The organism is Synechococcus sp. CCAP 1479/9, assembly GCF_019038535.1.
Lineage (GTDB): Bacteria > Cyanobacteriota > Cyanobacteriia > PCC-6307 > Cyanobiaceae > Cyanobium.
In genome coordinates, this window is the sequence record NZ_JAFKRK010000029.1 from 38,086 (window position 1) to 58,085 (window position 20,000).

The following is a 20,000-nucleotide window of genomic DNA, read 5'->3' on the forward strand; positions in this document are numbered from 1 at the left end:
CGGCTCAGCCCGCGGCCACCGGGGCGGCGTAGAGGGCCTGGAGGCCCGCCTCGCTGGCCGGTGCCACGCCCCGCTCGGTGATCAGGGCCGTCACCAGTCGGGCGGGGGTGACATCAAAGGCGGGGTTGAAGCCGTCGCTGCCGTCGGGCACCAGCTGCACGCTGGTGGGCTCCCCCGCCGCGGGCTTGCCGGCGATGCGGGTCACCTCCAGGGGGGAGCGCGCCTCGATCGGGATCTCCTTCACCCCGTCGCCGATCGACCAATCAATGGTGGAGGCGGGCAGGGCCACGTAGAAGGGCACGCCGTTGTCGTGGGCGGCCAGGGCCTTGAGGTAGGTGCCGATCTTGTTGCAGACATCGCCCGTGCGGGTGGTGCGGTCGGTGCCGACGATCACCGCATCCACCTGGCCGTGCTGCATCAGGTGCCCGCCGGCGTTGTCGACGATCACGGTGTGGGGCACCCCTTCGCGGCCCAGCTCGAAGGCCGTCAGGCTGGCCCCCTGGTTGCGGGGGCGGGTCTCGTCGACCCAGACGTGGATCGGCAGGCCGGAGCGGTGCGCCTTGTAGATCGGCGCCAGGGCCGTGCCCCAGTCCACCGTCGCGAGCCAGCCGGCATTGCAGTGGGTGAGCACGTTCAGGGGCTGGCCGCGGCGCTCCTCCGGGCGCCGGGCGGCGATCGCCTGGAAGAGGCGCAAGCCGTGGTCGCCGATCGCCTCGCACATGGCCACGTCCTCCTCGGCGATGGCGGCCGCCTCGGCCCTGGCCGCCTCGGCGCGCTGCTCCGCTGCCAGGGGGAGCACGGCGGCCCGCACCCGCTCCAGGGCCCAGCGCAGGTTGATGGCGGTGGGGCGGGTGGCGTCGAGGCGCTCGAAGGCCGCGGCCAGGGAGGCGTCGGAGGGATCGGCCTGCAGGGCCAGCATCAGCCCGTAGGCCCCGGTGACGCCGATCAGGGGAGCCCCCCGCACCACCATGGTGACGATCGCCTCGGCCGCCTCCTCGACGTTGGTGAGCGAGCGGGTCACGAACCGGTGCGGCAGCAGGGTCTGGTCGATGACGCCGACCGAGCGGCCGCCCTCCTCCAGCCAGATGGTGCGCCAGGGCCTGCCGTCGATGTTCATGGTCGTTCAAGAAGCCGTCAGATGGTTCCGATCATCCCTGCCGGCAGGGAAGGGCCGAACAAGGGCCATAGATTCAAAACACCCCGTTGAGTGCTGACGGTGAAGCCACGGCCTGCCCTGGTTGGACTCAGCCTGCTGGTGGGCCTGCTGGGAGCCTGCGCTTCCGCTCCGCCCGCGAACGTCGTGGCGCCGGCTCCGGCGGAATCGCCGCTGCTGGCTCCGATGACCAAGGCCAGGCAGGCCGTGGATCAGGTCAATGCCGCCCAGGACCAGCGCGAGAAGGCGATCGAGAACGCCCACCAGTAAGGTCCCGCGTTCCTGCGTGGTTCCGGGACGGCGCTGCCACGAAGCCGCCGAGATTCAGGGGAGCCCCCCCGGTGTTGGGGCGTCACGGCCCAGCAGCCCACGGGTCAGGGCCCGGAAGCGGGCGGGCTCGAGATCCCCGAGGGCCTCGCCCCGGCGGCTGCGCCAGGCGTGCCAGCCCAGCAGCGGCACCAGCCGGTTGTGGCCGGCCAGATCCAGGGGGGACGCCAGGGGCGCCACCGGTCGGGGGGCCGGCAGCGGCCCGCGGCGGGCCTCCAGCTGCGCGGCGATGGCGACGAGGTCCTCGTCCCGGCCACTGGCGCCGAGGATCTCCAGGCCCACGGGCAGGCCGCGGCCATCGACGGCCACCGGCAGGGCCACCGCCGGCAGGCCGCTGGTGCTGCTCACCATGCAGGTGATGGCGGGCGAGGGCTCGCGCTGGGCGCCGCCGCGCCGGTCGCTCAGCAGCAGCAGCCCATCGAGGCGCTGGGCGCCCAGGGCCTGCTCCAGCCGCCGGCGGTTGGCGGCCATCCGCCGGCGTGCCCGCGCCTCCGCCGCCGGATCGCTGGCCATCAGGTCGCGGCATTCGGCCGGGGTCCACTCCGGCGGCAGGCGGCCGGAGCCGCAGATGTCGTCCCAGCTGCGTCGGCTGCCGGGGTAGCGGGCCAGCTGGGCATCGATGCGGCGCCCCGACCCCTTGACGAAATCCGAACCGAGCCGGGTGTCGAGCCCCGGCACCACCAGCGCCTCGACCACCTCCGCTCCGGCCGCCTGCAGCAGCTCCACGGCCCGCCGCAGGGCCTCCGCCGCCGCCGCCGTGGTGGGCGCCAGGTCCTGGTTGCCGGCCCTGGCCAGCACCGCCAGACGCCGGCCGCGCAGGTCCACCGAGGCCGCCGCCCGCCCGGGCCGCCAGCTGGGATCGAGCACCGCCAGGCCCCGGGCCAGCAGGCCCATGTCACGGGCGATCAGACCCGGGGTGCCGTTGACGAAACCCAGCGGCAGCAGGCCGGCGCTGGAGAAGCGCCCCTGGGTGGGCCGCAGGGTCACGGCGCCGTTGTAGACGGCCGGCAGGCGCAGGGAACCGCAGTTGTCACTGCCGAGGGCCAGGGGCACGAAACCGGCCGCCACGGCCACGGCGGAACCGGAGGAGGAGCCCCCCGGGCTGAGCCAGGGGTCGTAGGCGTTACCGACCCGGCCCGCCGCCCCCGACAGCCCGCGGATGCCGAAGGCGAACTCGTCCATCGTGGTGGTGCCGACCACGATCGCCCCAGCGGCCCGCAGCCGCGCCACCGCCTCGGCATCGGCCGCCGGCTGGTTGCCCAGCAGGGCCAGGGAACCGGCCGCCATGGGCTGGTCGGCGCTGGCGAAGTTGTCCTTCACCGCCAGCGGCAGGCAGTCGAGGGCACCGGCGGGGGCGCCCGCCGCCCGGGCGCGGTCGTGGGCGGCGGCCTGCTCCAGGGCGTAGGGGTTGAGCTGCTGGAAGGCGTTGAGCGGCGGCCCGGAGCCGGTGGCCAGGTTGCGGCTCAGGATCTCCGCCTGCACCGCCCGGATCCGGGCCTCGCAGGTGGAAGCGGGACCCGCTGCAGCGACAGGAGCCCCCAGGGCCAGGGCCAGGCCGGCACCGAACGATGCCGTGGCCAGGCCAGACCGGGGGCGTTGCTGCAGGTCCATGGCGCCGGTTCAGCCCCGCCGGGCGTCGCGCAGCATCATCGCCATGCGCTGCAGCAGCTTCCAGCCGATGACGCCGTTGGCCTCCACCAGGGGGCGGAACTCCCAGTAGGTGAGGCCGTAGCAGTCGAGACGGGTGGCGGCGGTGATCGTGGCCATGCGGGTGCCGTCATCGATCAGGGCGATCTCACCGAAGAAGTCGCCGGCGCCGAGCCGGGAGCGCACGGTCCCCTGGATCGTCACCGTCGCCTCCCCGGCCTCGATCACATAGAAGGCGGAGCCGCCGGAGCCCTCCTGGATGATCGTTTCCCCGGCCTCGAAGTCCCGTTCCTTGAACAACAGGGCAACCTGCTGGAGCTCCTCCGGGCTCAGATCGGCGAACAGCGGCACGCGCTGGAGCACTTCGACGGGGGCGCCGCGCATTCAGGGTCCGGCCTTGGTGATCGCTCGGCACTGAAGCAGAACCAGCCCGTCATCGGCAAACGCCCACTCCAGATCACGGCCGGGGCCGTAGACCTCCTCGCAGCGCAGGGCAAGGCGGTTGAGGGCCTGGAGCTGGGCGTCATCGAGGCAGAGCCGCTCCACCAGCTCGCCCGGCAGCGTCTCCTCCCGGGTGCCGCCACCGGCCAGCGGCCGGATCGCCACGGTCTTGTAGCCCGGCCGGCACTCCCGCACCTGCCCGGCCCGGTCGAGGCAGATGTGGTCGGGGATCACCAGGCCCGCCACCACCGCTTCCCCCAGGCCCCAGCTCGCCTCGATCACCCGTTCGTCGACACCGGTGACGGGGTTGCGGGTGAACATCACCCCGGCACTGACGGGGGAGAGCAGCGTCTGGACGACGACGCCGACGCTGGGGCGGCTGAACAGGCCCACCCGCTTGCGGTAGCTGATGGCGGAATCGGAGTTGGCCGACCACCACACGTCCCGCACAGCCCCGGCCAGCGCTTCCAGGGAGGGCACGTTGAGCAGGGTCAGGTGCTGGCCGGCGAAGCTGGCGGCGGCGCCGTCCTCATCGATGGCGGAGGAGCGCACCGCCAGCGGACCGGCCAGGTCACCCACCGCCGCCAGCACCTCAGCGATGGCGTCATCGTCGCCACTGGCCACCGCCTCCACCAGATCGGCGGCGAGGGCGAAGCCGCTCGGCACCGGCAGGCCGTCGCGCAGGGCCTGGCCGAGGCCCACGGCCTTGGCACCGAAGCATGCAAGGTCTTCGGCCGCTTCGAGGGGAACGACCCGGCTCATACCAGCACCGTCACCTCACCGGCGGTGCCGTCCACCCGCAGGCGCTGGCCATCGGCGATGCGCTGGGTGGCCTCGCGGGTGCCCACCACACCGGGGATGCCGTACTCCCGGGCCACGATCGCCGCGTGGGAGAGCAGGCCGCCGCTGTCGGTGACGATCCCGCCCAGCAGGGGCAGCAGGATGTTGAAGGCTTCGGTGGTCGAGACGGTCACCAGGATGTCGCCGCGCTGGATCCGGTCGAACTCCGAGGGGTGGGACACCAGGCGGGCGGGCCCCTCAACGGTCCCCTGGCTGGCGGCCAGGCCCCGCAGCCGGTCGGCCTCGTGGGGGGCCGCCGAACTGCCGAACAGGGCCTCGAGGGCGAGGCCGGTGGCGCGCATCATGCGGGCGGCGGCGGCGGGCAGCCCGGCCAGGTCCGGCATGGGCGGCGGGGTGCCGATGGTGGCCGGGGCCTCCTTGGCGCTGTGGGCGGCGCGGTAGGCGGCGCGGGCGGCCAGGACGTCGGCGTCCGGGTCGGCGCTGCCGCCGAGCAGGGCGGCCAGCTCGTCCAGGTCGGCATCGAGGCCATGGAGCGGATCGTGGAGACGGCCGCGGTCCGCCAGGCGCCGGCCGGCGGCCAGGGCCGCCCGCCGCATCAGGCCCGAGGCCCAGATGTCGCTGAACACCCCCCGTTCATCGCGGATCGGGTAGGTGAGCCTGGCCTCCCCAAGCAGCTCGTCGAACTGGCTGCGGTGGGCCTCCGGCACCGCGGCCCGCACGGTGGCGATGCGGTCCTGCAGGTCGGAGGGAGCGACCTGCTCGGCCACCGCGGCCCGGATGGCGCGGAGCAGGGCATCGGGCAGCTCGAGGGCAAAGGGGTTGGAGATGTCAAAACCATCCAGCAGCCGGTAGCCCACCAGATCGAGGTAGGCGGCGACCGCCTCACCGGTGCCCCCCTCCAGGCCCCGCAGCCGGGCGAGCACCGCACCGGCCTCCCCGGGGGCCTCCAGCAGCTCCCGGGCGCTGGAATCGCCGCGGATGGCGGCGATCAGGGCGCCGAGCTCGCTGGAGGCCCCCGCCGACACCGGCGAACTGCCCCGCATCAGGCCCAGCAGCTGGGCCGCCGGCAGGCCCGTCCAGTCGCCCACATGGGCGAGGAAATCGCCGGTGGGCACGATCGCGGCCGCCGTGAACCGCATGTGCTGGTACAGCATCTGGGCGTGGTGGTCGCGGCAACGGCCCAGGTGGGCCACCAGGGCGTCATCGGCGAGCGCCTCCGGATCGATGGCCTGAATGGCGCGGTGGGCCTGGATCGCCGCCGGCTTGAACGTCTCGTTCCAGTCGCGCAGCTGCTCCCGCCAGTACTTCTCGGCGAACACCACTTCGGCCCGGGCGAAGCGCTCGGGGACCTCGGCCGGATCGAGCGGCGTCACCCGCTTGTAGGCGAAGCCGTTGACGTACGCCATCTCGAGCGAGTCGATCAGCATCCCGTAGGAGCGGGCAAACTCGCCGGTGCCGCGCTGGAAGGCCGGCGGGTGGATGGCGCTCCAGTAGCGGGTGGCCGGCCGGGGGAAGTGAACAGGATCGAGTTCCCAGAAGCCGGAGCCCGGGGAATCGAAGCGAAGCTCGGACGCGGGGCCGGTGAACGCCAAGGGCACCTCCGGGGGGATCGGATGGGGGTGGGGGGAACCTAAGCGAGGCGACAGCGGCCGGCCTCAGGCGCCACCGGCCCGCATCAGCCGCTGCAGCTGGCCGCTTTCCAGTTCCAGCACCCGGCGGGCGAAGTCCGGGTCCCGCTCCAGCACCGCATCGAAGGAATCCACCGGCACCGCCAGCAGGCGGGTGCCGTCGGCCTCGGCCACGATCGTGCTCTCCGAGGCGCTGTGGGTGAGCACCTGGAGCTCGTCGAGCACCCGGCCGGGCTGGAGATCCTCCACCCAGGTGCGCTGCCCGTCCCGGTGCAGGACCCGGGCCCGGCCCTCGATCAGCAGCAGCAGTTCGCGGCAGGTGTCGCCCGTCTCGGTGATCAGCTCCCCCTTGGCGAAGGTGCGCACATCGGCCTGGGACGCCAGGGCATCGAGGGTGTCGGAGTCGGAGCGGCGGAAGAAATCGCTCGTGGCCAGGAAGACCCGCTTCTCCAGCTCCGGGAACCCCCGCAGGTCCGGGGGGCCGTCGAGGGTCTCGACCGCCCGGGCGGTCTGGCGCAGCAGGGCCGGGGCCCCCGGCACGCCCCGTTCGGCCGCCATCGACCGGGCCCGGCCTCCATCCAGGCAGGCCGTCAGGAACAGGCCGGCGGAGGCCAGGGTGGGGCTGGAATCGGCCACCAGGGTGGCCAGGAAGCTGAGGGTCTCCTCGACGGGCACCTCCAGGGAACAGGAGGGGGCCTCCCCGCCGGGATGGGCCAGGGTGTCGGCAACGCCCGCCGGCAGGCGGCGCTCCCAGCCCTCCCGATGCAGCAGTTCCGGCAGCTCCAGGGGGGCGATGGCCTGGAGGCGCTGCACCAGGGCCGGCACCGCCGGATCCTCCTGGAGGGTGGCCAGGCCGTCGAGGATCGCCCGCAGGGTCAGCTCCTTGCGCAGCTGCAGCCGGTCGTCGAGCAGGGCCAGCACGGCGGACTGGTGGCGCAGGGCGCTCTGGTGCAGGGCCCGGTAGCCGTCGGTGAGGGCCGGCAGCCGCTCCAGCAGCCGCTCCACCTTGTGGATCGCAGCCGCGGCGGGGGAGAGGTCGTCGAGCACCCGCTCCTCCTCGCGGGAGGAGATGCCGTACTCGCGCCGCAGGGCCTGCAGGGAAGCGCCATCGGGGCCGCCCGCCACCGGGCCGCTGCCAAGGCGCTGCACCAGCATCAGCCGCTCCAGCGACTTGCGGTAGCCGCTGAGGCGGACCTGGTCCTCCAGGCTGCGGCGGCTGTCGGGATCCAGCAGGCCGGGATCCTCCACGCCGAGTTCATCGAGCACCTGACGGTGCTCGCCGTCGCTGATGCCGAAGGAGAGGCGCATCTGCTTGAGCACCTCCAGGCTGCTGGCGGCATTGACGAAGCCCTCCTCGAGGGCTTCCCGCACCACGCCCTTGTAGGCCTCGAGCCGCTTCTGGCCGGTGAAGCCCGGCAGCACCTTGGCCAGCACGTACACCTCCTCGGTGCCCAGGTCGGCCAGGGAGCGGCCGTCGAGGTAGCGGCCCACATCGAGATCCATGCGGGTGAGCTGCTTGCGGAAGCGCTCGGCCAGGTTCTCGCGGCCGTAGAGATCGGGGGAGCGGTTCCAGGCCCGGTAGAGCCAGAGGGTGCTGACGGCCACCAGGGTCACGTCGAACAGGTACTGGAGCCAGGCCGGCGCCAGCAGCAGCAGCGGCCGGCCGGCGAACAGAAAGAAGAAGTTGAAGACCAGGAAGGTGGCCACCACGAACACCCGGTGGCGGATCCGCTCGCGGTCGGGCTCGGCGCCACTGCGCCGCACCCGGCTCCGCAGGGCCGATTCGATCGCCCGGCCGGCGAGGGTGCCGAGCCAGGTGCACAGCCCCAGGAACAGGGGCACCGTCACCAGCTTGGGCACATCGATCGGCTGGCCGAACAGGTAGAAGCCTGGCCGCAGCAGCTGGGCCAGCTGGTCCTCCTGGCGCAGCCAGACGCCGGAGAAGTAGTAGTCCCAGTTGCCGGCATAGACGTAGTAGTAGACGAAGTAGCCGAACACCAGGCCCACGTAGCCGTAGCGCTCGAAGGCGAAGGCGGGGGAGGGGATCTTGGCCCAGTAGAGGCGCTCGGCGTCGATGTCGATGCAGGGCTGCTGGCAGGCCACGCAGGCGCTCTGCTCGCTGCCGTCGGGCTGGACGGTGCGGCACATCGACTGGGTGATCGGCGTGCTGGCCATGTGGGCGCGGCTGCCCAGCAGGCCGGTGGGGGTGGAGAAGACGCTCTGCACCGGTGCCATCGGGCAGAAGTACTGGCACCAGCTCTTGCCGCCGTAGAGCCAGCCCACGGCGATGGCACAGACGATGGTGAACGTGAGCCAGGCGAACAGCACCAGGCGATCGGCATTGAAGAAGAGGATGCGGCCGCAGAGGCCCACGAACAGCCAGGCGAACTGCAGCCGGGAGTAGTGCTTGCCCAGCCAGGAATCGCCCGGCACCTTGGCCAGCTGCAGGCGCTTCTCGCCGGTCTTGGGGTTCACCTTGGCGATCTGGCGCTGCAGCCCCAGGGCGCGGGGGATCTGGGAGAGGAAGGAGAGCGGGCAGATCCGCCGCCACAGCTCATGGCCGAACACCAGCAGGATGAAGATCCCCGAGGGCACCACCAGGCCCCAGAACAGGGTGGTGCCAAGGGGATAGGGGGTCTCGCTCAGGCAGAGACCCTGCACCGTCACGCAGGCCTCCGGCAGCCGCAGGGGGCTCCAGGGGTGGTCGGGCTCGGTGAACCGGGGCGTGAACGGGTCGTAGAGCAGGGAGAGGATGATCAGCAGCCAGCCGGTGGTGAGCGCCCAGCGCACCAGATGCATCCGCCGTTCCGTCACTGAATAACTCGCGCCGCCGCGCCTAGGTGGCGCTGACCATAGCGATGGCCTCCGAAAGCTGACTGGCCTGCTGTGCCGGGGGGCCAGGGGCTGCCATCCTCACGGTGGAGGCTGACGCCCGCAGACACCACCAGATGGACTTCTTCGATCGCCAGTGGTCCACCTACCGGGCGGTGGTGGACCACGACCTGATGCAGCACCGGGCCCTGACGGCGGCCCTGGGCCAGGGGCTGGAGGGCTGGCTGGCGGCACGGCCGGCCGGCTCAACGCCGCCCCGGATGGTGGATCTCGGCTGCGGCGACCTGGCCGTGATGGCCCCCCTGCTGCGAGGCCTGCCGCTGGGCTCCTACCTGGGCGTGGACCTCTCCGGCCCGGTGCTGCCCCGGGCGGCGGCCGCCCTGGGCCCGGTGCCCTACCCCTGCCAGTGGCGGGAGCAGGATCTGCTGGCCTGGGCCGAAGCCGAACCGGGGCCCGAACCGGTCGACCTGCTCCATTCCGCCTTCGCCATTCACCACCTCAGCGACGACGACAAGGCCCGCTTCCTGCGGCTCTGCCGCCGCCATCTGGCCCCGAACGGCCTGTTCCTCTGGGCCGACGTGTTCCGCCCGCCCGGGGAAGACCGCCCGGCCTACGTGGCGCGCTACGTGGACCGGATCCGCAGCGACTGGGGCGTGCTGGCGCCCGAGCAGCAGCAGCCCGTGATCGACCACCTCAGCCAGTTCGACTTCCCACCGGATCGCGACGCCATCCGCGACACCGCCGAAGCCTGTGGCTGGACGTGGCAGTGGCTCTGGCAGGGCGACCACCGGGCCGAAGCCCTGGCGGTGCTCACCCCAGCGACTCCCTAGCCCCCCTCAAACCCCTCCTGGATCACCCCCGCCAGATCCATGAGCATCTGCTCGCTGCTGCCGGTGAACGAGGAGCCGTGCATGACAGCCAGCGTCTGCGGCTGCAACGCGGCCAGGCCCGCCAGCAGGCCAGCTGAACGGCTGGTGTAAGGCATGTAGTCCGCCAGGGGACCGCTCTGCATCTGCTGCATCGCCTGGCGCGCCGGGCCGATCAGATCGGAGGTAGTGACAGCAGCGACATCGCCGAACTGGTGGAAGAGATCGGAGCAGAACAGGGTGCGGCGGGTCTCCTCGAACAGCAGGCCGGCGTCCCAGCCATGGGGGAGGTGGGGGGTGCGGTGGAAGCGGAAGCGGTACTGGCCGGTGCTGAGCACATCGCCCTCCGCCATGCCACGGGCGGGGCGCAGGGCGAAATCATCAACACTCACCAACTTGCCGACGAGGGTGCACACCGGCTGGGCCAGGGGCGCCAGCTCCAGCCAGTGGTTGAGGCCACCGATCTCATCGGCTTCGAAATGGCTCCAGGCGATGTGGCGCAGCTGGGTGGGATCAATCAGCGTGGCCACGGCATCGCGCAGAGCCGGAAACATGCCCTTGAGCCCGGCGTGGAACAGCAGCGGCTCCTCGTCGCGCACCAGGAAGTGGTTGAACTGCAGATCGAAGTCCGGCACATGGATCGAGAGCCGGAACAGGTCGGGGGCGATCTCAGAGACGACAACCATGGTTCAGGGCCCGTTGGACTGCATCGTTTCCAGGGCAGCCTGACACTGTTCCGGAGACTGGTAGATGAAGACTTGACCCCGGGGCAAGGCATCGCACTGGTGGTACTGGGAGGGAAGCCCGAAGGCGTAACCGGCCGGCGAAAACTCACAGCGGGTGAATGTCGCCGCCTCCTGCGCCGTGATGCGATGGCATGTGGTGGTCGTCGGCTTGAGGGCGTCGAAGCCGTAGCCGCCCTGCACCGGGAACTCCCCGGCCCATGACGCGCTGGACGTCATCAGCACCAGGGCCGCCAGCCGAAGTCGCAGGGTGGTGGCCATCGGTCCGTAGCCGGTGGGGCAAGAGCTTGACGCTAAGCGAGCTGCCCCGTCAGCTCCATGGGCTGACCAGTCCGCTCAATCGGCTGCCACGGCACTCCCCAGCCGCGCCCGGATGTCCCTGAGCCGGGCGACGTTGTTCACCAGCGCCGGAGCGCTGTCGAGGCCCTCGAGATAGTCGAACACGTAGGCGAGCACGGCATAGATGGCGCCGGCGCTGAAGGACGCCGATCGGGTGAAGTCGATCAGGAGCACCACCAGGGCGACGATCGTGGCGAGCTCCGTCACGGTCCAGGTCCACGATTCGCTGTCGGAGAGCTGCACATGCCAGCGCCGCACCCGGCCGAAGTGGCGCCGTAGGCGCCGCGGGCGTGCCGCCTCGATGTCCGCGATCTCGCGCTCGATCTGGTCGTTGAGGCCGCGGTGCAGGCGCAGGGCACGCCGCCAGTACCAGGCGTTGACGAGCCCCATCGGCAGCAGCACCGCCATGGCGATGAAGCCCGCCTGGAGGTCGTAGGTGAACAGCATCACCAGCGAGCCCACCACAGTCACCACCTGGGAGAACATCATCGGCACGTCGGCCTCGAAGAAGCCGACCATGTCGCGCATCATCTCCACCCGCGCCGACACGATGCTGGTGCCGTGGCCGAGGCGCTGCTGCTCGGCCACGGTGTGCACGGCGAGGCGGGCATAGAGACCCATGAAGACCCGGGTGTCGAAGCGCTGGCGCACAAAGGCCGTGACCAGGTGCACGAGCCACACGGCGATCAGCGCCGACAGGCCCCGGTAGCTGCCCTTCAGCAACCCGTCGACCGCCCAGCCGGTGATGGCGGGGTAGGCGAGCATGCAGAGGTTCTCCAGCAGCGTCAGGGCATAGGTGCCGGCGATCGACAGCCGTTCAGCTCGGGAGAGGGTGGAAAGGAGCGTCTGCGGCATCGCCTGGCCCTGATGTCCCCAGACTGCCTGGTTCGAAGGCTCAGAGCCTGGACCAGCGCAGCAGGCTGACGCCCCCCAGGGCGATCGGCAGCAGTCCCGTCACCACGATGAACCAGGTGCCGTCGTCTGGCGCACCCAGCAGAGCCGCCTTGCCCTGGAGCAGCACCAGGGCGCCACCCAGAACAGCCAACAGGCCAGCCACCACGATCCAACGCTGGCGCCTGCGGCCGGGTCGTGTCCGGACCCAGACCAGCAGCCCCACACCCAGGGGCAGAACGGCCAGGGCGTAGTGCACCACCAGCGGGACGAGAAAGGAGAAGAACGTCATTGCGTGGAGGGCAAGGCTGGAGGTGGGCAGCGATCACTCAATGACAAACGCCGGCTTGACCTGGGCGAGGCAATGGCTGTCAGGAGCTTGCTTCGGATCGGCAAGAAAGTCGGCGGCGATCTGTGTCACGCACGCGGCTGCGGGCATGCCCTGCGGTGCAAACAGCGCCCCATGGCCCACACCGGGGAAGGTGACCACGTAGGCGGTGGTCTGGTTCCTGGCCACGGCTTCGCCGTAGGGGGCCGGCGTGATCGGGTCGTAACTGCCGTTCAGCACCAGGGTGGGAATCTGCGGATTTCTGGAGACGAAAGGAGGTTTCTGCTCCACCTGGAGCACGTCGCAGGCGTTGTTCACCGCTTCGGCTTCACGCAGGCCCAGGGGGAGCAGCTGCGGATAGGGGGGCGGCAGCACCTGGCCGGGCTGGACCCGGACCGACCGACCCCGGGCACAGACGACCGTGTGATACACCTCCCTGGCCCCCCTCGGTTCGAGATCCGACAGGGATTCGGCGATCCAGCCGAAGTTGCCCTGGCTGGCGGCGTGGATGAACCGGGGCAAGGAACTGCCCCGTGACGATTCACCGGAATAGGGCCGGGCGAGATAGGCCACAACGCCTGAGACGAAGGCCGTGCCGTCGAGCTGGGTTGTGAAGGTCTCTTTGCTCGAGGGAATCGTCAACGTCAGGGGGATGGGCTTCCGGTTCAGCCGGTCCACAATCGCCAGAAACGTCGGCTCCAGATTCGGGTAGGCCGCGTTGCACCGTTGATCCTGCGCGCAGGCGCGGAACACGTTCCTCAGGGCGTAGCTGATTGTATGACCGGAGGCCAGGTTGAAATCAATGTCCGGCCGCACGACACCATCAAGGATCACGCTGCGAAGTTTCGGCCTGTGCTTGTCGGCCTGAGCCAGAACGTATTGCCCCAGCAACGTGCCATAGGACACGCCATAGTAGTTGAAGACCGGATAGCGCAATGCCTCAGCGACGGCATAGATATCGGCCGCATTCTCGCGGGTGTTGAAGGCGCTGGGATTGATCCCCTGGGCCCTCAGCCGAGCGTTACAGGCCCTGATCCAGCTCGGATCGGTGTAGCTCTGTTTCCCCTGCGCCACAGCAATGTTGTGGGCATTGAGCTCGGGACAGAACAGGAACGGCTTCGCAAACCGGGTACCCCGTTCCTCCACGAAGATCAGATCACGCCCCTGCAACAAAGCCGGAAGCTCGGGGTACTTCGGCAGGGCTCCATTGGCAATGTCGCCGATGGTGGAATCGCCAGGGCCACCCTGCTCCACGAACAGGGGATCCGCCGCAGAGGTTTTCCCCGTGCTGCGGGTGCGGACCACACCGAGCTGGATCTTGCGTCCCTGGGGCTTGGCATGCTGCTCGGGGACGGTGACGTAACCGCAATCCGACTGGGCGGCAATGGCGGCAGGAACGTCGAAAGTCCTGCAGTCGACGGATGACCATGCCGGGCCAAACTTGGCCGCAGCTTGCGCTGCATGGCCAGGAGCAGAGCCGCCTGCAGCGACGGCAGCCATCGCAAGGAGAGCGCATCGGAACAACGGAATTGACGGCGGCCGCCCATGATGGGCTTGGCTTGATCGAGTATCAAAACAGTCGTTCTTCATTCGACGCCAAGGACTCATTGGATGCTAGCAAGCTGTTGCACGGATCTTCCTTGCCCGTGCATCTCCCTGCTTGGCGGGATAGCGAACCGCATGGCGGATCAGCCACTGAAGGTCTGCGGAGGCACCCTCCTGCAGCCAACTCTCGCAGGTGGTGAAGACGAGGTCCGGATGGTCTTTGGCGATGTCACCCAGGTGGTTGGCAACGCTGCGGCGGACATACAGGGATGCATCATTCTTCAGAGCCTCAAGGATAGGCAGTGTTGGACTCGGATCGGCAACAAACGAAGGAATGCGTTTCCCCCAGGGGAGCCTCGGGCGCGTCCCCTCACTGCACAGGCGCCTCACGTGCGGGTTGGGATCAGTGATCCATTGGCCAACCGTCTTCAGTGTGCGCTCTTGCTGCTGAATCAGAAACGTGCGGATGGCAAATTCCGAGGTGAACCGCTTGGTGAGGGCATGCAAAGCCAGCATCGACGTCTCGAAGGGGTCGATGCCACCATTGTGTTGATCGTCCTGCCCGTACTCAGATATATAGAAGCTGTGGGGAAGATAGAAAAAGCCTGCCATGCCCAAGTCTTCTGTGTCTGACTTCTCCGGGGTCAAGGACGCCATGAGGACTTGAAGAGACTCCTCATAGTCCCCAGGCAGGACTTCCCGAAGCGCCTTGGCGATATGCAGGCCTCGCTGCATGATGGATAGGGGCTCAATCCCTGTCAATGCAAAGTCGCAGAATCGGTTAACCGGAAAGTCTGGTTGTACATACTGAATGTTGCTCGCCAGATACGCAATGGCCTCCTGGCCCAGCAGGTGCTTCAGAGGCGTGCCCTTCTGAATGGATCGCGGCGCTGGTGGGATGGTGGGGACTTGAGGCGTCATGGAGGCCCTATCCATGGCCATCGAGATCACCGGCCACCTGAGCAAGAATCTCGTTCGCATGGCTGAGGGCAATGAAATGGCCCCCGCCGCTGATGGAATGCCAGATGGCGCCGGGGGTCCTGTCCGCCACCGTCTTGTTGATGGGTTCAGGCACCAGCTTGTCATCCGTTCCCTGCCAGAAGTGGATCGGACGGGTCACTGCGGTCATGTCGAAGGGCCAGGCCTCGTAGAGCATCGTGGCGTCGGTGACAAGCCCCTCAGCGCCCTGCAGAAAACATTCGCGCGATGCTTCCAGAAAGGATTGGCGGACTCCCTCATCCGACAGAACTTCTTGATCCGAGACGCCGATCGACTTTTTGAGCGCCTGCAGATAGCTGGCCTCAAAGTGCGTTGCACTCAGGCCAAGCAGTTCATACATGAGCCTGAAGCCAGGATGGAAATGCAACGCCAGGCGGCCCCCAAGCGCATCAACGCTGCTCTGATGCCTCGCCGCCCAGTTGGCGCCAAACGTTCCGTAGCTGGCACCCGCGATGCAGGAGACATGGGCAACACGGGCAGAATCCAGGTAGGCGGCGGCGGCAAGGGCCCACGGACCACCTTCCGACCAGCCGGTCACCGCGACATTCTGTGCGCCGAAGAAGTCGGCCAAGGCCAGGAGGTCGTTGGCCCATGACGCGAAGGTACGGCCCGGCTGAGGATCGGACACACCGATGCCAGGTCGATCCACGCAGACCAACCTCAGGCCATGGGCCCTTGCAGACGCGTCAAAAAGATTCGCCTCCAGGCGGCTGGATGGGCCACCGTGGTTATGGAGGACGAGTGGCCCGCCGTCATCACCGACTTCGAGATAGGCGAGGGTCCGGTTCCCAATTCGGACAACTCCTTCACGTGCCAACCGCACTTCCTCTATGGAGACTATCCACTTTAGTCTGATGTCAACATCTCAAGCCAACGATGGAGCCAGGCCGCGTCGCCAGGCGGCATTGAATGGAACGCATTCAAAAAGGCAATCGCGCACCAGACCTCCGAAGATGATCGAAGTGCCACCCTTCAACTTACTTGAATGATGCCGGCAGGTGCTGTTCATGCCAATCCAGGCACGTAAAGGACCCTGAGCCATTGCCGCTGCAGAAAGCCCTGGCCATGCAGGGGACAGCGAGGACGGCATGAGTCACGCTTGCGGTAGAGGCCTAACGGCTGCATGGAGGAACAAACGATCACCACCGACCCAAACCAAATCATCACAGCATTTTCCGGTCCAATGATTTATGATGTAGTGAGCGCACTCAGGATTACATGAAGCCAATCCATTGGCCGACCTATACTGAACCATGACAACGGCTGCCCATAACGCACCACAAACAGCAAAGGCCTGGCGCAACGCAGTCTTCGGCATGGGGCGTTATCGCTCAGTGCTTGCGATTACTTTATTCTCCATTCTGATGTCGGACATGATTACCGGTGTAATCATGTCCGTATTCTGGTGGGAGGGTGTGGATGTCCTGCTAAAGTCATTATTGGTAGCCGCCATCGTCCCAGGGATCGTTGCGCCCTTAGCGAGCAGCTTCGTTGTCAAGCTTCTGCTTGAGCTGGAGGATCTACAAACTCAGCTGCTGGAAATGGTCAACCGCGACCCCTTAACGAAGGTATACAGTCGCCGTTATCTTTTGGACTGCCTTGAGATAGAGCCAGCAAGAACTCTGCGCTCTAACGAGCCAATGTCGCTGTTAATTCTTGATGTTGATAATTTCAAGTCAGTCAACGATTGCCATGGGCACATCAATGGGGATATCGTGCTGAAGAAGATCGCTCAGATTTGCGAGTCCACCCTTCGCCCCTATGACGTCATTGCACGATTTGGGGGCGAAGAGTTTGTCGTGCTCCTGCCGAACACACCCTTGCCAGAGGCGTGCACTGTCGCTGAACGGATTCGAGAAAATGTGGCCAATGCCACCATCGAACTAACTTCTGGAGAATCTATTCGCAGCACGGTCAGCATTGGCATCAGCCCCTTTATCCCGCCAGATCCAAAGTGCATCAACCTGCTATCAAGAGCAGACAAAGGATTGTATAAAGCCAAGGATAACGGTCGGAACCAGTGGGCGATCGCAGACTGACTTTATCGCATCGGATCAGGGCTGACCCTGAGTGGCAGGCATGAACGCGACAACTCAGAATGGGAATCGATGAGGGTCTGTCCACTCGAGGAGGTTGCCAGAAGAAGATCGATGCCGTGCAAACTCTCTCCAGCTCCTCCTGGCTCCGGAACATTATTCACCGTGAGTCACATCCCAAAGAGAAGCTTCCTGCTGAATTTGCTCACCAGGACAGGACATTGAGCATAATGCCATTATCCTGCTTTGTGGGACTTCCAATGATGCCCACAGCTCGATCGGGCGCAATACGTCCCACTGCCCGCATAAGCGGGGCATGAGCACTCGTCGCATTGGCCATAGGTAATGGCATAGATCCTTTCGGATGTGCGAACCCACTGGGAAAGAACATCCCCGAACGAAGATAGACCTATGCAGGTCTCAGCGGCAGACGTCAGCGGCACTTTCGCTGCCTGCTGCGTTCCTGGTCGGGAATTCCCGCTTCGGGAGCCACAAAGGCAAGTCATTACTGCCATGGATGCAAATTATTGTCTCGATCCATTCTTGGCGATCTTCTGCTGCCCTGTCAGTACTGCATCGATAAGTTCAAATAACTTAATTCGTGAACTTTGCTGTATCACGCTTGCTCAGGAGAGGTGGCAAGGCTAATTCACTGGATCTCGCAGAATCGATGATATCTTTCATGGCTCTCATTAGATTGGCCTTGAAGAGACTATCTCGGCCTTGGCTAACGCTCCAGATCGGAAGCGGGCAAGTGCTGCTTGTGATTGGCAAAATCCACAACTCCCGCCTTCTGTATCTGGATGTTAGCTGCCGTGCAATCGTCCTCAGTTGACCTGCTTAGCCTCGACGTGGCGAGCGAATCTGTCCAGAATAGCCTGCCAACCCTGCCGTTGCTGCTCACCTGAATTAGGTGATTCAGCATCGAAGCTCTCACGAACAGTCACCGACTCATCACTCTCAGCGAACTCCACTACGACTAGCCGCTCGTCTTCTAACGCGAATTCGATGAGTTCGTAGGGTACTACCTTCGTGAAGATGCCATCGAGATCAAAGCCCATGCTGCCGTCTTTGGCCTCCATGCGGTAAGAGAACTTTCCACCGGGTTTCAGGTCGATCTCTGCACTTGGGCAATGCCAGTCTTCCGAAGCCGCATTCCATTGCTGAATGTCAGCAGGTGAGGTCCACGCTTTCCACACTTCTTCGATGGGAGCAGCAACGTGGACTTCAATCGTGATTCGCATGATTCTACTTGGTTGGAATGTGCATCTAACGCTCCGGTTGCTGCGGACGGCGCTACGCGCCGCCGCTGCAACCGGTTGTTGGGCAGCCACGATTCACGGGCATTTCCCGGCGTATTCAATGAGTTCCGATGGCTGAGTAGCGCTTCTGAGACACCCAAGAATATCTGCCGATTTATGATTCAGGTTCTCCGAAAACGAATTCGTGGACTCGAGAATCGCAGCAACCTCGGCCACGATATCCGCAACGGCAGGCCTTGCACGTGGACGGATCTCAATTCGCACGGGCAAATGTCTCCGGGGCAGAATCGTTTTAACGAACGAAGGTCGTTTCGTGAACTCAGCACGGACAATCTGCCAGAGATCCCCATCGATGTCGTAGAGACAAGCATTGCGAAAACAGCCCTCGTTGAAGGCCTGTGGCGTTGCTGTCCAATCGCTCAGTCGTCTGTTTTCCACCCAGAAGGCCACGCCTTTCCGAATCACAAGATAAGGCGGCGGACTGAACGCGCTGCTGGCAGATTGGTTTTCATCATCAAAAAGCACGAATCCGAGCTCACCCTCTGGGACATCGAGTTCGGAGACCTCGTCAATCTCATCGACAAAGAACAGGGGAGGATCATCGTCGTCGTTCAATATCAGACCATCGAGTCTTGGGTCCGCGCGAACTGCCGCAATCACTGTGGCGCGAGCGAGGTCGGAGGTTGCCGCGTTGACAAACCGAGTCACGAAGAAACCCTTATAGCGACGCTCATTCGCGACATCCATCTTGACGTGCTCTCCTCCGACGAGTACTCGAAACCACTTCATCGCATCACTTCTTCGACGGTCCAACGCTGCCCCTGAGTGGCAGGCAATGAGCCTTCGGTGGCGCAGTAAAGAGCTGGTGGTGGCCGGTCCACTCAAGGGGCTGGTTAGGTAGCACGTTCATTGTTGATAAGCATCATTGAAGTGATATCCGGCCAGTCAAAGCCTTTGCGTCGATGCATGATCCATCTCTCGCCTTCGCTATGGATCTGCACATGCCAATACAGTCGGCCATCCTCCCTTGTGGTCTGATTCATACCTTCTAATTGTGACTTGATAAAGTCCAATGGAAGAATGGCTATTTGATCCGGAGAACCACAGCCAAAGCATGCGTAAGCAGAAGGCGCTTCGGATAGCTTTTCTAGTTGGTGCTGATGAAACGCAAACCAGTAGCCAAGGCCACCTGCGTTCTTATACTCTTTTGAGACTGCACACGTAATCTTAAGGCCAGAATCGAGATCGCCAAAGATGACTCTCGACTGCTTGGTCAGCTCCACGTTTAAGGACTTACCAATCCGTTCAACACAGGCAAGGTTGAAGGAGACAGGCTTTTCTCTCTCTTTTGATTCTTTCTCACCAGGGGTAGATTCGACTTCATCATCTCCGCTTAGCTCATCTGGAGCCTCCTCAAGAATGTCTTCAGTGGTGGAAAACACGAGATCGATGATCTCGTCAACACGAGTGTACTCTCGCGGAATGAGAACCGCACGAATCCGCTCTTCAACGGAGGGGCTGTCGAGGTCCTGGCGGATCTTCATGAGCCGAAGGAAAGCATCTATTGAAATCAGGCGTACATCCCATGCATAGCGCGAACCTCGTATCTGAGCTTCTATCTCTCCGGTGTCCTCTCGTCCCACAATTATGAGTATTGAGGACAGATCCTCCGTGATACGTCCTGTCTTGATGAGTCGTCTTCGATACGTAGCAACAGTTTCGATAGGCAATCTATATGCGTCGGTCGTCTTCACCTCGGCAACTATTGCATGATTGTTTGGTGCAGTCCATATTCCATCGTGGCCAATGTCGCTCTTCGTGCCACGGTAGCGACCTGGTTCAACTTTGAACCCGAGCCGAGTAGCTATCTCGTTTACAATGTCTTGCAAAGCAAGGCCAGAATCTTTGAACGCATTCTCAAGGCAGTCATTGGCGTACTTTGCAATAAGTTCACCGGGAACTCTGGCTAGAAAGTCCCGAAATTCGATTGGCGCAGAGTTATTGTCGCCAAGCTTTCCGTCTCCCGCAAAGCCAATAATCTGGTCTACGCGCTTTGCACGTATCTGCTCCGGATTTTCCTTCCAAATCTGGACGAGTGTCATTGGCTCATCTCTGTCTGCCGAGTCTACCTAACGCCAATTGGACGGTTTCCGATAACCACC

Annotated in this window: 19 protein-coding genes; 3 read left to right on the forward strand and 16 right to left on the reverse strand. The window is 65.4% G+C overall.

Going from position 1 to position 20,000, the window contains the following annotated elements; genetic code table 11:
* Positions 1-4: 4 nt before the first annotated feature.
* On the reverse strand, positions 5-1,117 hold the full coding sequence (mtnA, locus tag KUG38_RS12845) for an S-methyl-5-thioribose-1-phosphate isomerase (protein WP_216922294.1): 1,113 nt from the start codon (positions 1,115-1,117) through the stop codon (positions 5-7).
* Positions 1,118-1,216: 99 nt separating this feature from the next.
* Here mtnA and KUG38_RS12850 point away from each other — a divergent pair, with 99 nt between their 5' ends.
* Positions 1,217-1,423: a hypothetical protein gene (locus KUG38_RS12850; RefSeq protein ID WP_216922296.1), complete on the forward strand. Its 207-nt coding sequence runs from the start codon at positions 1,217-1,219 to the stop codon at positions 1,421-1,423.
* 54 nt (positions 1,424-1,477) lie between these two features.
* Here KUG38_RS12850 and KUG38_RS12855 read toward each other — a convergent pair whose 3' ends face one another.
* From KUG38_RS12855 to KUG38_RS12875, 5 genes are all read right to left on the reverse strand, one after another.
* A complete protein-coding gene (locus tag KUG38_RS12855) occupies positions 1,478-3,091 on the reverse strand; it encodes an amidase family protein (RefSeq protein WP_216922298.1) in 1,614 nt (537 codons plus the stop codon).
* A gap of 9 nt (positions 3,092-3,100) precedes the next feature.
* A complete protein-coding gene (locus KUG38_RS12860; RefSeq protein WP_216922300.1) occupies positions 3,101-3,511 on the reverse strand; it encodes a cyclic nucleotide-binding domain-containing protein in 411 nt (136 codons plus the stop codon).
* On the reverse strand, positions 3,512-4,330 hold the full coding sequence (locus KUG38_RS12865) for a PEP/pyruvate-binding domain-containing protein (protein WP_216922302.1): 819 nt from the start codon (positions 4,328-4,330) through the stop codon (positions 3,512-3,514).
* Positions 4,327-5,961 (reverse strand): PEP-utilizing enzyme, encoded by a 1,635-nt coding sequence (locus KUG38_RS12870; protein ID WP_286196005.1) that lies wholly within the window; start codon positions 5,959-5,961, stop codon positions 4,327-4,329. Before KUG38_RS12870 ends, KUG38_RS12865 begins: the two co-directional genes overlap by 4 nt.
* A gap of 63 nt (positions 5,962-6,024) precedes the next feature.
* Positions 6,025-8,796, reverse strand: a complete 2,772-nt coding sequence (locus tag KUG38_RS12875) for a cyclic nucleotide-binding domain-containing protein (protein ID WP_216922304.1) — start codon at positions 8,794-8,796, stop codon at positions 6,025-6,027.
* A gap of 149 nt (positions 8,797-8,945) precedes the next feature.
* On the opposite strand from KUG38_RS12875, the gene KUG38_RS12880 reads away from it, so the two are divergent.
* Positions 8,946-9,659: a class I SAM-dependent methyltransferase gene (locus tag KUG38_RS12880; protein ID WP_216922306.1), complete on the forward strand. Its 714-nt coding sequence runs from the start codon at positions 8,946-8,948 to the stop codon at positions 9,657-9,659.
* On the opposite strand, the gene KUG38_RS12885 is transcribed toward KUG38_RS12880, so the two are convergent.
* From KUG38_RS12885 to KUG38_RS12915, 7 genes are all read right to left on the reverse strand, one after another.
* A complete protein-coding gene (locus KUG38_RS12885; protein ID WP_216922308.1) occupies positions 9,656-10,381 on the reverse strand; it encodes an oxygen-binding di-iron domain-containing protein in 726 nt (241 codons plus the stop codon). The two genes, KUG38_RS12880 and KUG38_RS12885, sit on opposite strands and share 4 nt — an antisense overlap.
* Before the next feature lie 3 nt (positions 10,382-10,384).
* A complete protein-coding gene (locus KUG38_RS12890) occupies positions 10,385-10,699 on the reverse strand; it encodes a hypothetical protein (protein WP_216922310.1) in 315 nt (104 codons plus the stop codon).
* A gap of 75 nt (positions 10,700-10,774) precedes the next feature.
* Positions 10,775-11,632 carry an ABC transporter six-transmembrane domain-containing protein gene (locus KUG38_RS12895; protein ID WP_216922312.1) on the reverse strand — a complete coding sequence of 286 codons (858 nt, stop codon included), beginning with the start codon at positions 11,630-11,632 and terminating at the stop codon, positions 10,775-10,777.
* A 40-nt stretch (positions 11,633-11,672) separates the two neighbouring features.
* Positions 11,673-11,960 carry a hypothetical protein gene (locus tag KUG38_RS12900; protein WP_216922314.1) on the reverse strand — a complete coding sequence of 96 codons (288 nt, stop codon included), beginning with the start codon at positions 11,958-11,960 and terminating at the stop codon, positions 11,673-11,675.
* 33 nt (positions 11,961-11,993) lie between these two features.
* Positions 11,994-13,496: an alpha/beta hydrolase gene (locus KUG38_RS12905; RefSeq protein ID WP_216922315.1), complete on the reverse strand. Its 1,503-nt coding sequence runs from the start codon at positions 13,494-13,496 to the stop codon at positions 11,994-11,996.
* Between the two features lie 114 nt (positions 13,497-13,610).
* Positions 13,611-14,462 (reverse strand): DNA alkylation repair protein, encoded by an 852-nt coding sequence (locus tag KUG38_RS12910; RefSeq protein WP_286196006.1) that lies wholly within the window; start codon positions 14,460-14,462, stop codon positions 13,611-13,613.
* A 7-nt stretch (positions 14,463-14,469) separates the two neighbouring features.
* Complete coding sequence (locus KUG38_RS12915; RefSeq protein ID WP_353617816.1) at positions 14,470-15,363, reverse strand: alpha/beta fold hydrolase; 894 nt, start codon at positions 15,361-15,363, stop codon at positions 14,470-14,472.
* A gap of 430 nt (positions 15,364-15,793) precedes the next feature.
* On the opposite strand from KUG38_RS12915, the gene KUG38_RS12920 reads away from it, so the two are divergent.
* Positions 15,794-16,579, forward strand: a complete 786-nt coding sequence (locus KUG38_RS12920; RefSeq protein ID WP_216922321.1) for a GGDEF domain-containing protein — start codon at positions 15,794-15,796, stop codon at positions 16,577-16,579.
* 824 nt (positions 16,580-17,403) lie between these two features.
* Here the strand turns inward: KUG38_RS12920 and KUG38_RS12925 are convergent.
* The 3 genes from KUG38_RS12925 to KUG38_RS12935 form a co-directional block, all read right to left on the reverse strand.
* On the reverse strand, positions 17,404-17,820 hold the full coding sequence (locus KUG38_RS12925) for an SRPBCC family protein (RefSeq protein WP_216922323.1): 417 nt from the start codon (positions 17,818-17,820) through the stop codon (positions 17,404-17,406).
* A 93-nt stretch (positions 17,821-17,913) separates the two neighbouring features.
* Positions 17,914-18,585, reverse strand: coding sequence for a hypothetical protein (locus KUG38_RS12930; RefSeq protein ID WP_216922325.1), 672 nt, complete (start codon positions 18,583-18,585; stop codon positions 17,914-17,916).
* Positions 18,586-18,731: 146 nt separating this feature from the next.
* Positions 18,732-19,940: a hypothetical protein gene (locus tag KUG38_RS12935; protein WP_216922327.1), complete on the reverse strand. Its 1,209-nt coding sequence runs from the start codon at positions 19,938-19,940 to the stop codon at positions 18,732-18,734.
* Between the last annotated feature and the right edge of the window lie 60 nt (positions 19,941-20,000).

Coding starts and splice junctions, on each gene's coding strand:
- mtnA (WP_216922294.1), bottom strand. CDS start 1,117: ATGAACATCGACGGCAGGCCCTGGCGCACCATCTGGCTGGAGGAGGGC.
- KUG38_RS12855 (WP_216922298.1), bottom strand. CDS start 3,091: ATGGACCTGCAGCAACGCCCCCGGTCTGGCCTGGCCACGGCATCGTTC.
- KUG38_RS12860 (WP_216922300.1), bottom strand. CDS start 3,511: ATGCGCGGCGCCCCCGTCGAAGTGCTCCAGCGCGTGCCGCTGTTCGCC.
- KUG38_RS12865 (WP_216922302.1), bottom strand. CDS start 4,330: ATGAGCCGGGTCGTTCCCCTCGAAGCGGCCGAAGACCTTGCATGCTTC.
- KUG38_RS12875 (WP_216922304.1), bottom strand. CDS start 8,796: ATGCATCTGGTGCGCTGGGCGCTCACCACCGGCTGGCTGCTGATCATC.
- KUG38_RS12880 (WP_216922306.1), top strand. CDS start 8,946: ATGGACTTCTTCGATCGCCAGTGGTCCACCTACCGGGCGGTGGTGGAC.
- KUG38_RS12885 (WP_216922308.1), bottom strand. CDS start 10,381: ATGGTTGTCGTCTCTGAGATCGCCCCCGACCTGTTCCGGCTCTCGATC.
- KUG38_RS12890 (WP_216922310.1), bottom strand. CDS start 10,699: ATGGCCACCACCCTGCGACTTCGGCTGGCGGCCCTGGTGCTGATGACG.
- KUG38_RS12895 (WP_216922312.1), bottom strand. CDS start 11,632: ATGCCGCAGACGCTCCTTTCCACCCTCTCCCGAGCTGAACGGCTGTCG.
- KUG38_RS12900 (WP_216922314.1), bottom strand. CDS start 11,960: ATGACGTTCTTCTCCTTTCTCGTCCCGCTGGTGGTGCACTACGCCCTG.
- KUG38_RS12905 (WP_216922315.1), bottom strand. CDS start 13,496: ATGGCTGCCGTCGCTGCAGGCGGCTCTGCTCCTGGCCATGCAGCGCAA.
- KUG38_RS12910 (WP_286196006.1), bottom strand. CDS start 14,462: ATGACGCCTCAAGTCCCCACCATCCCACCAGCGCCGCGATCCATTCAG.
- KUG38_RS12920 (WP_216922321.1), top strand. CDS start 15,794: ATGACAACGGCTGCCCATAACGCACCACAAACAGCAAAGGCCTGGCGC.
- KUG38_RS12925 (WP_216922323.1), bottom strand. CDS start 17,820: ATGCGAATCACGATTGAAGTCCACGTTGCTGCTCCCATCGAAGAAGTG.
- KUG38_RS12930 (WP_216922325.1), bottom strand. CDS start 18,585: ATGGATGTCGCGAATGAGCGTCGCTATAAGGGTTTCTTCGTGACTCGG.
- KUG38_RS12935 (WP_216922327.1), bottom strand. CDS start 19,940: ATGACACTCGTCCAGATTTGGAAGGAAAATCCGGAGCAGATACGTGCA.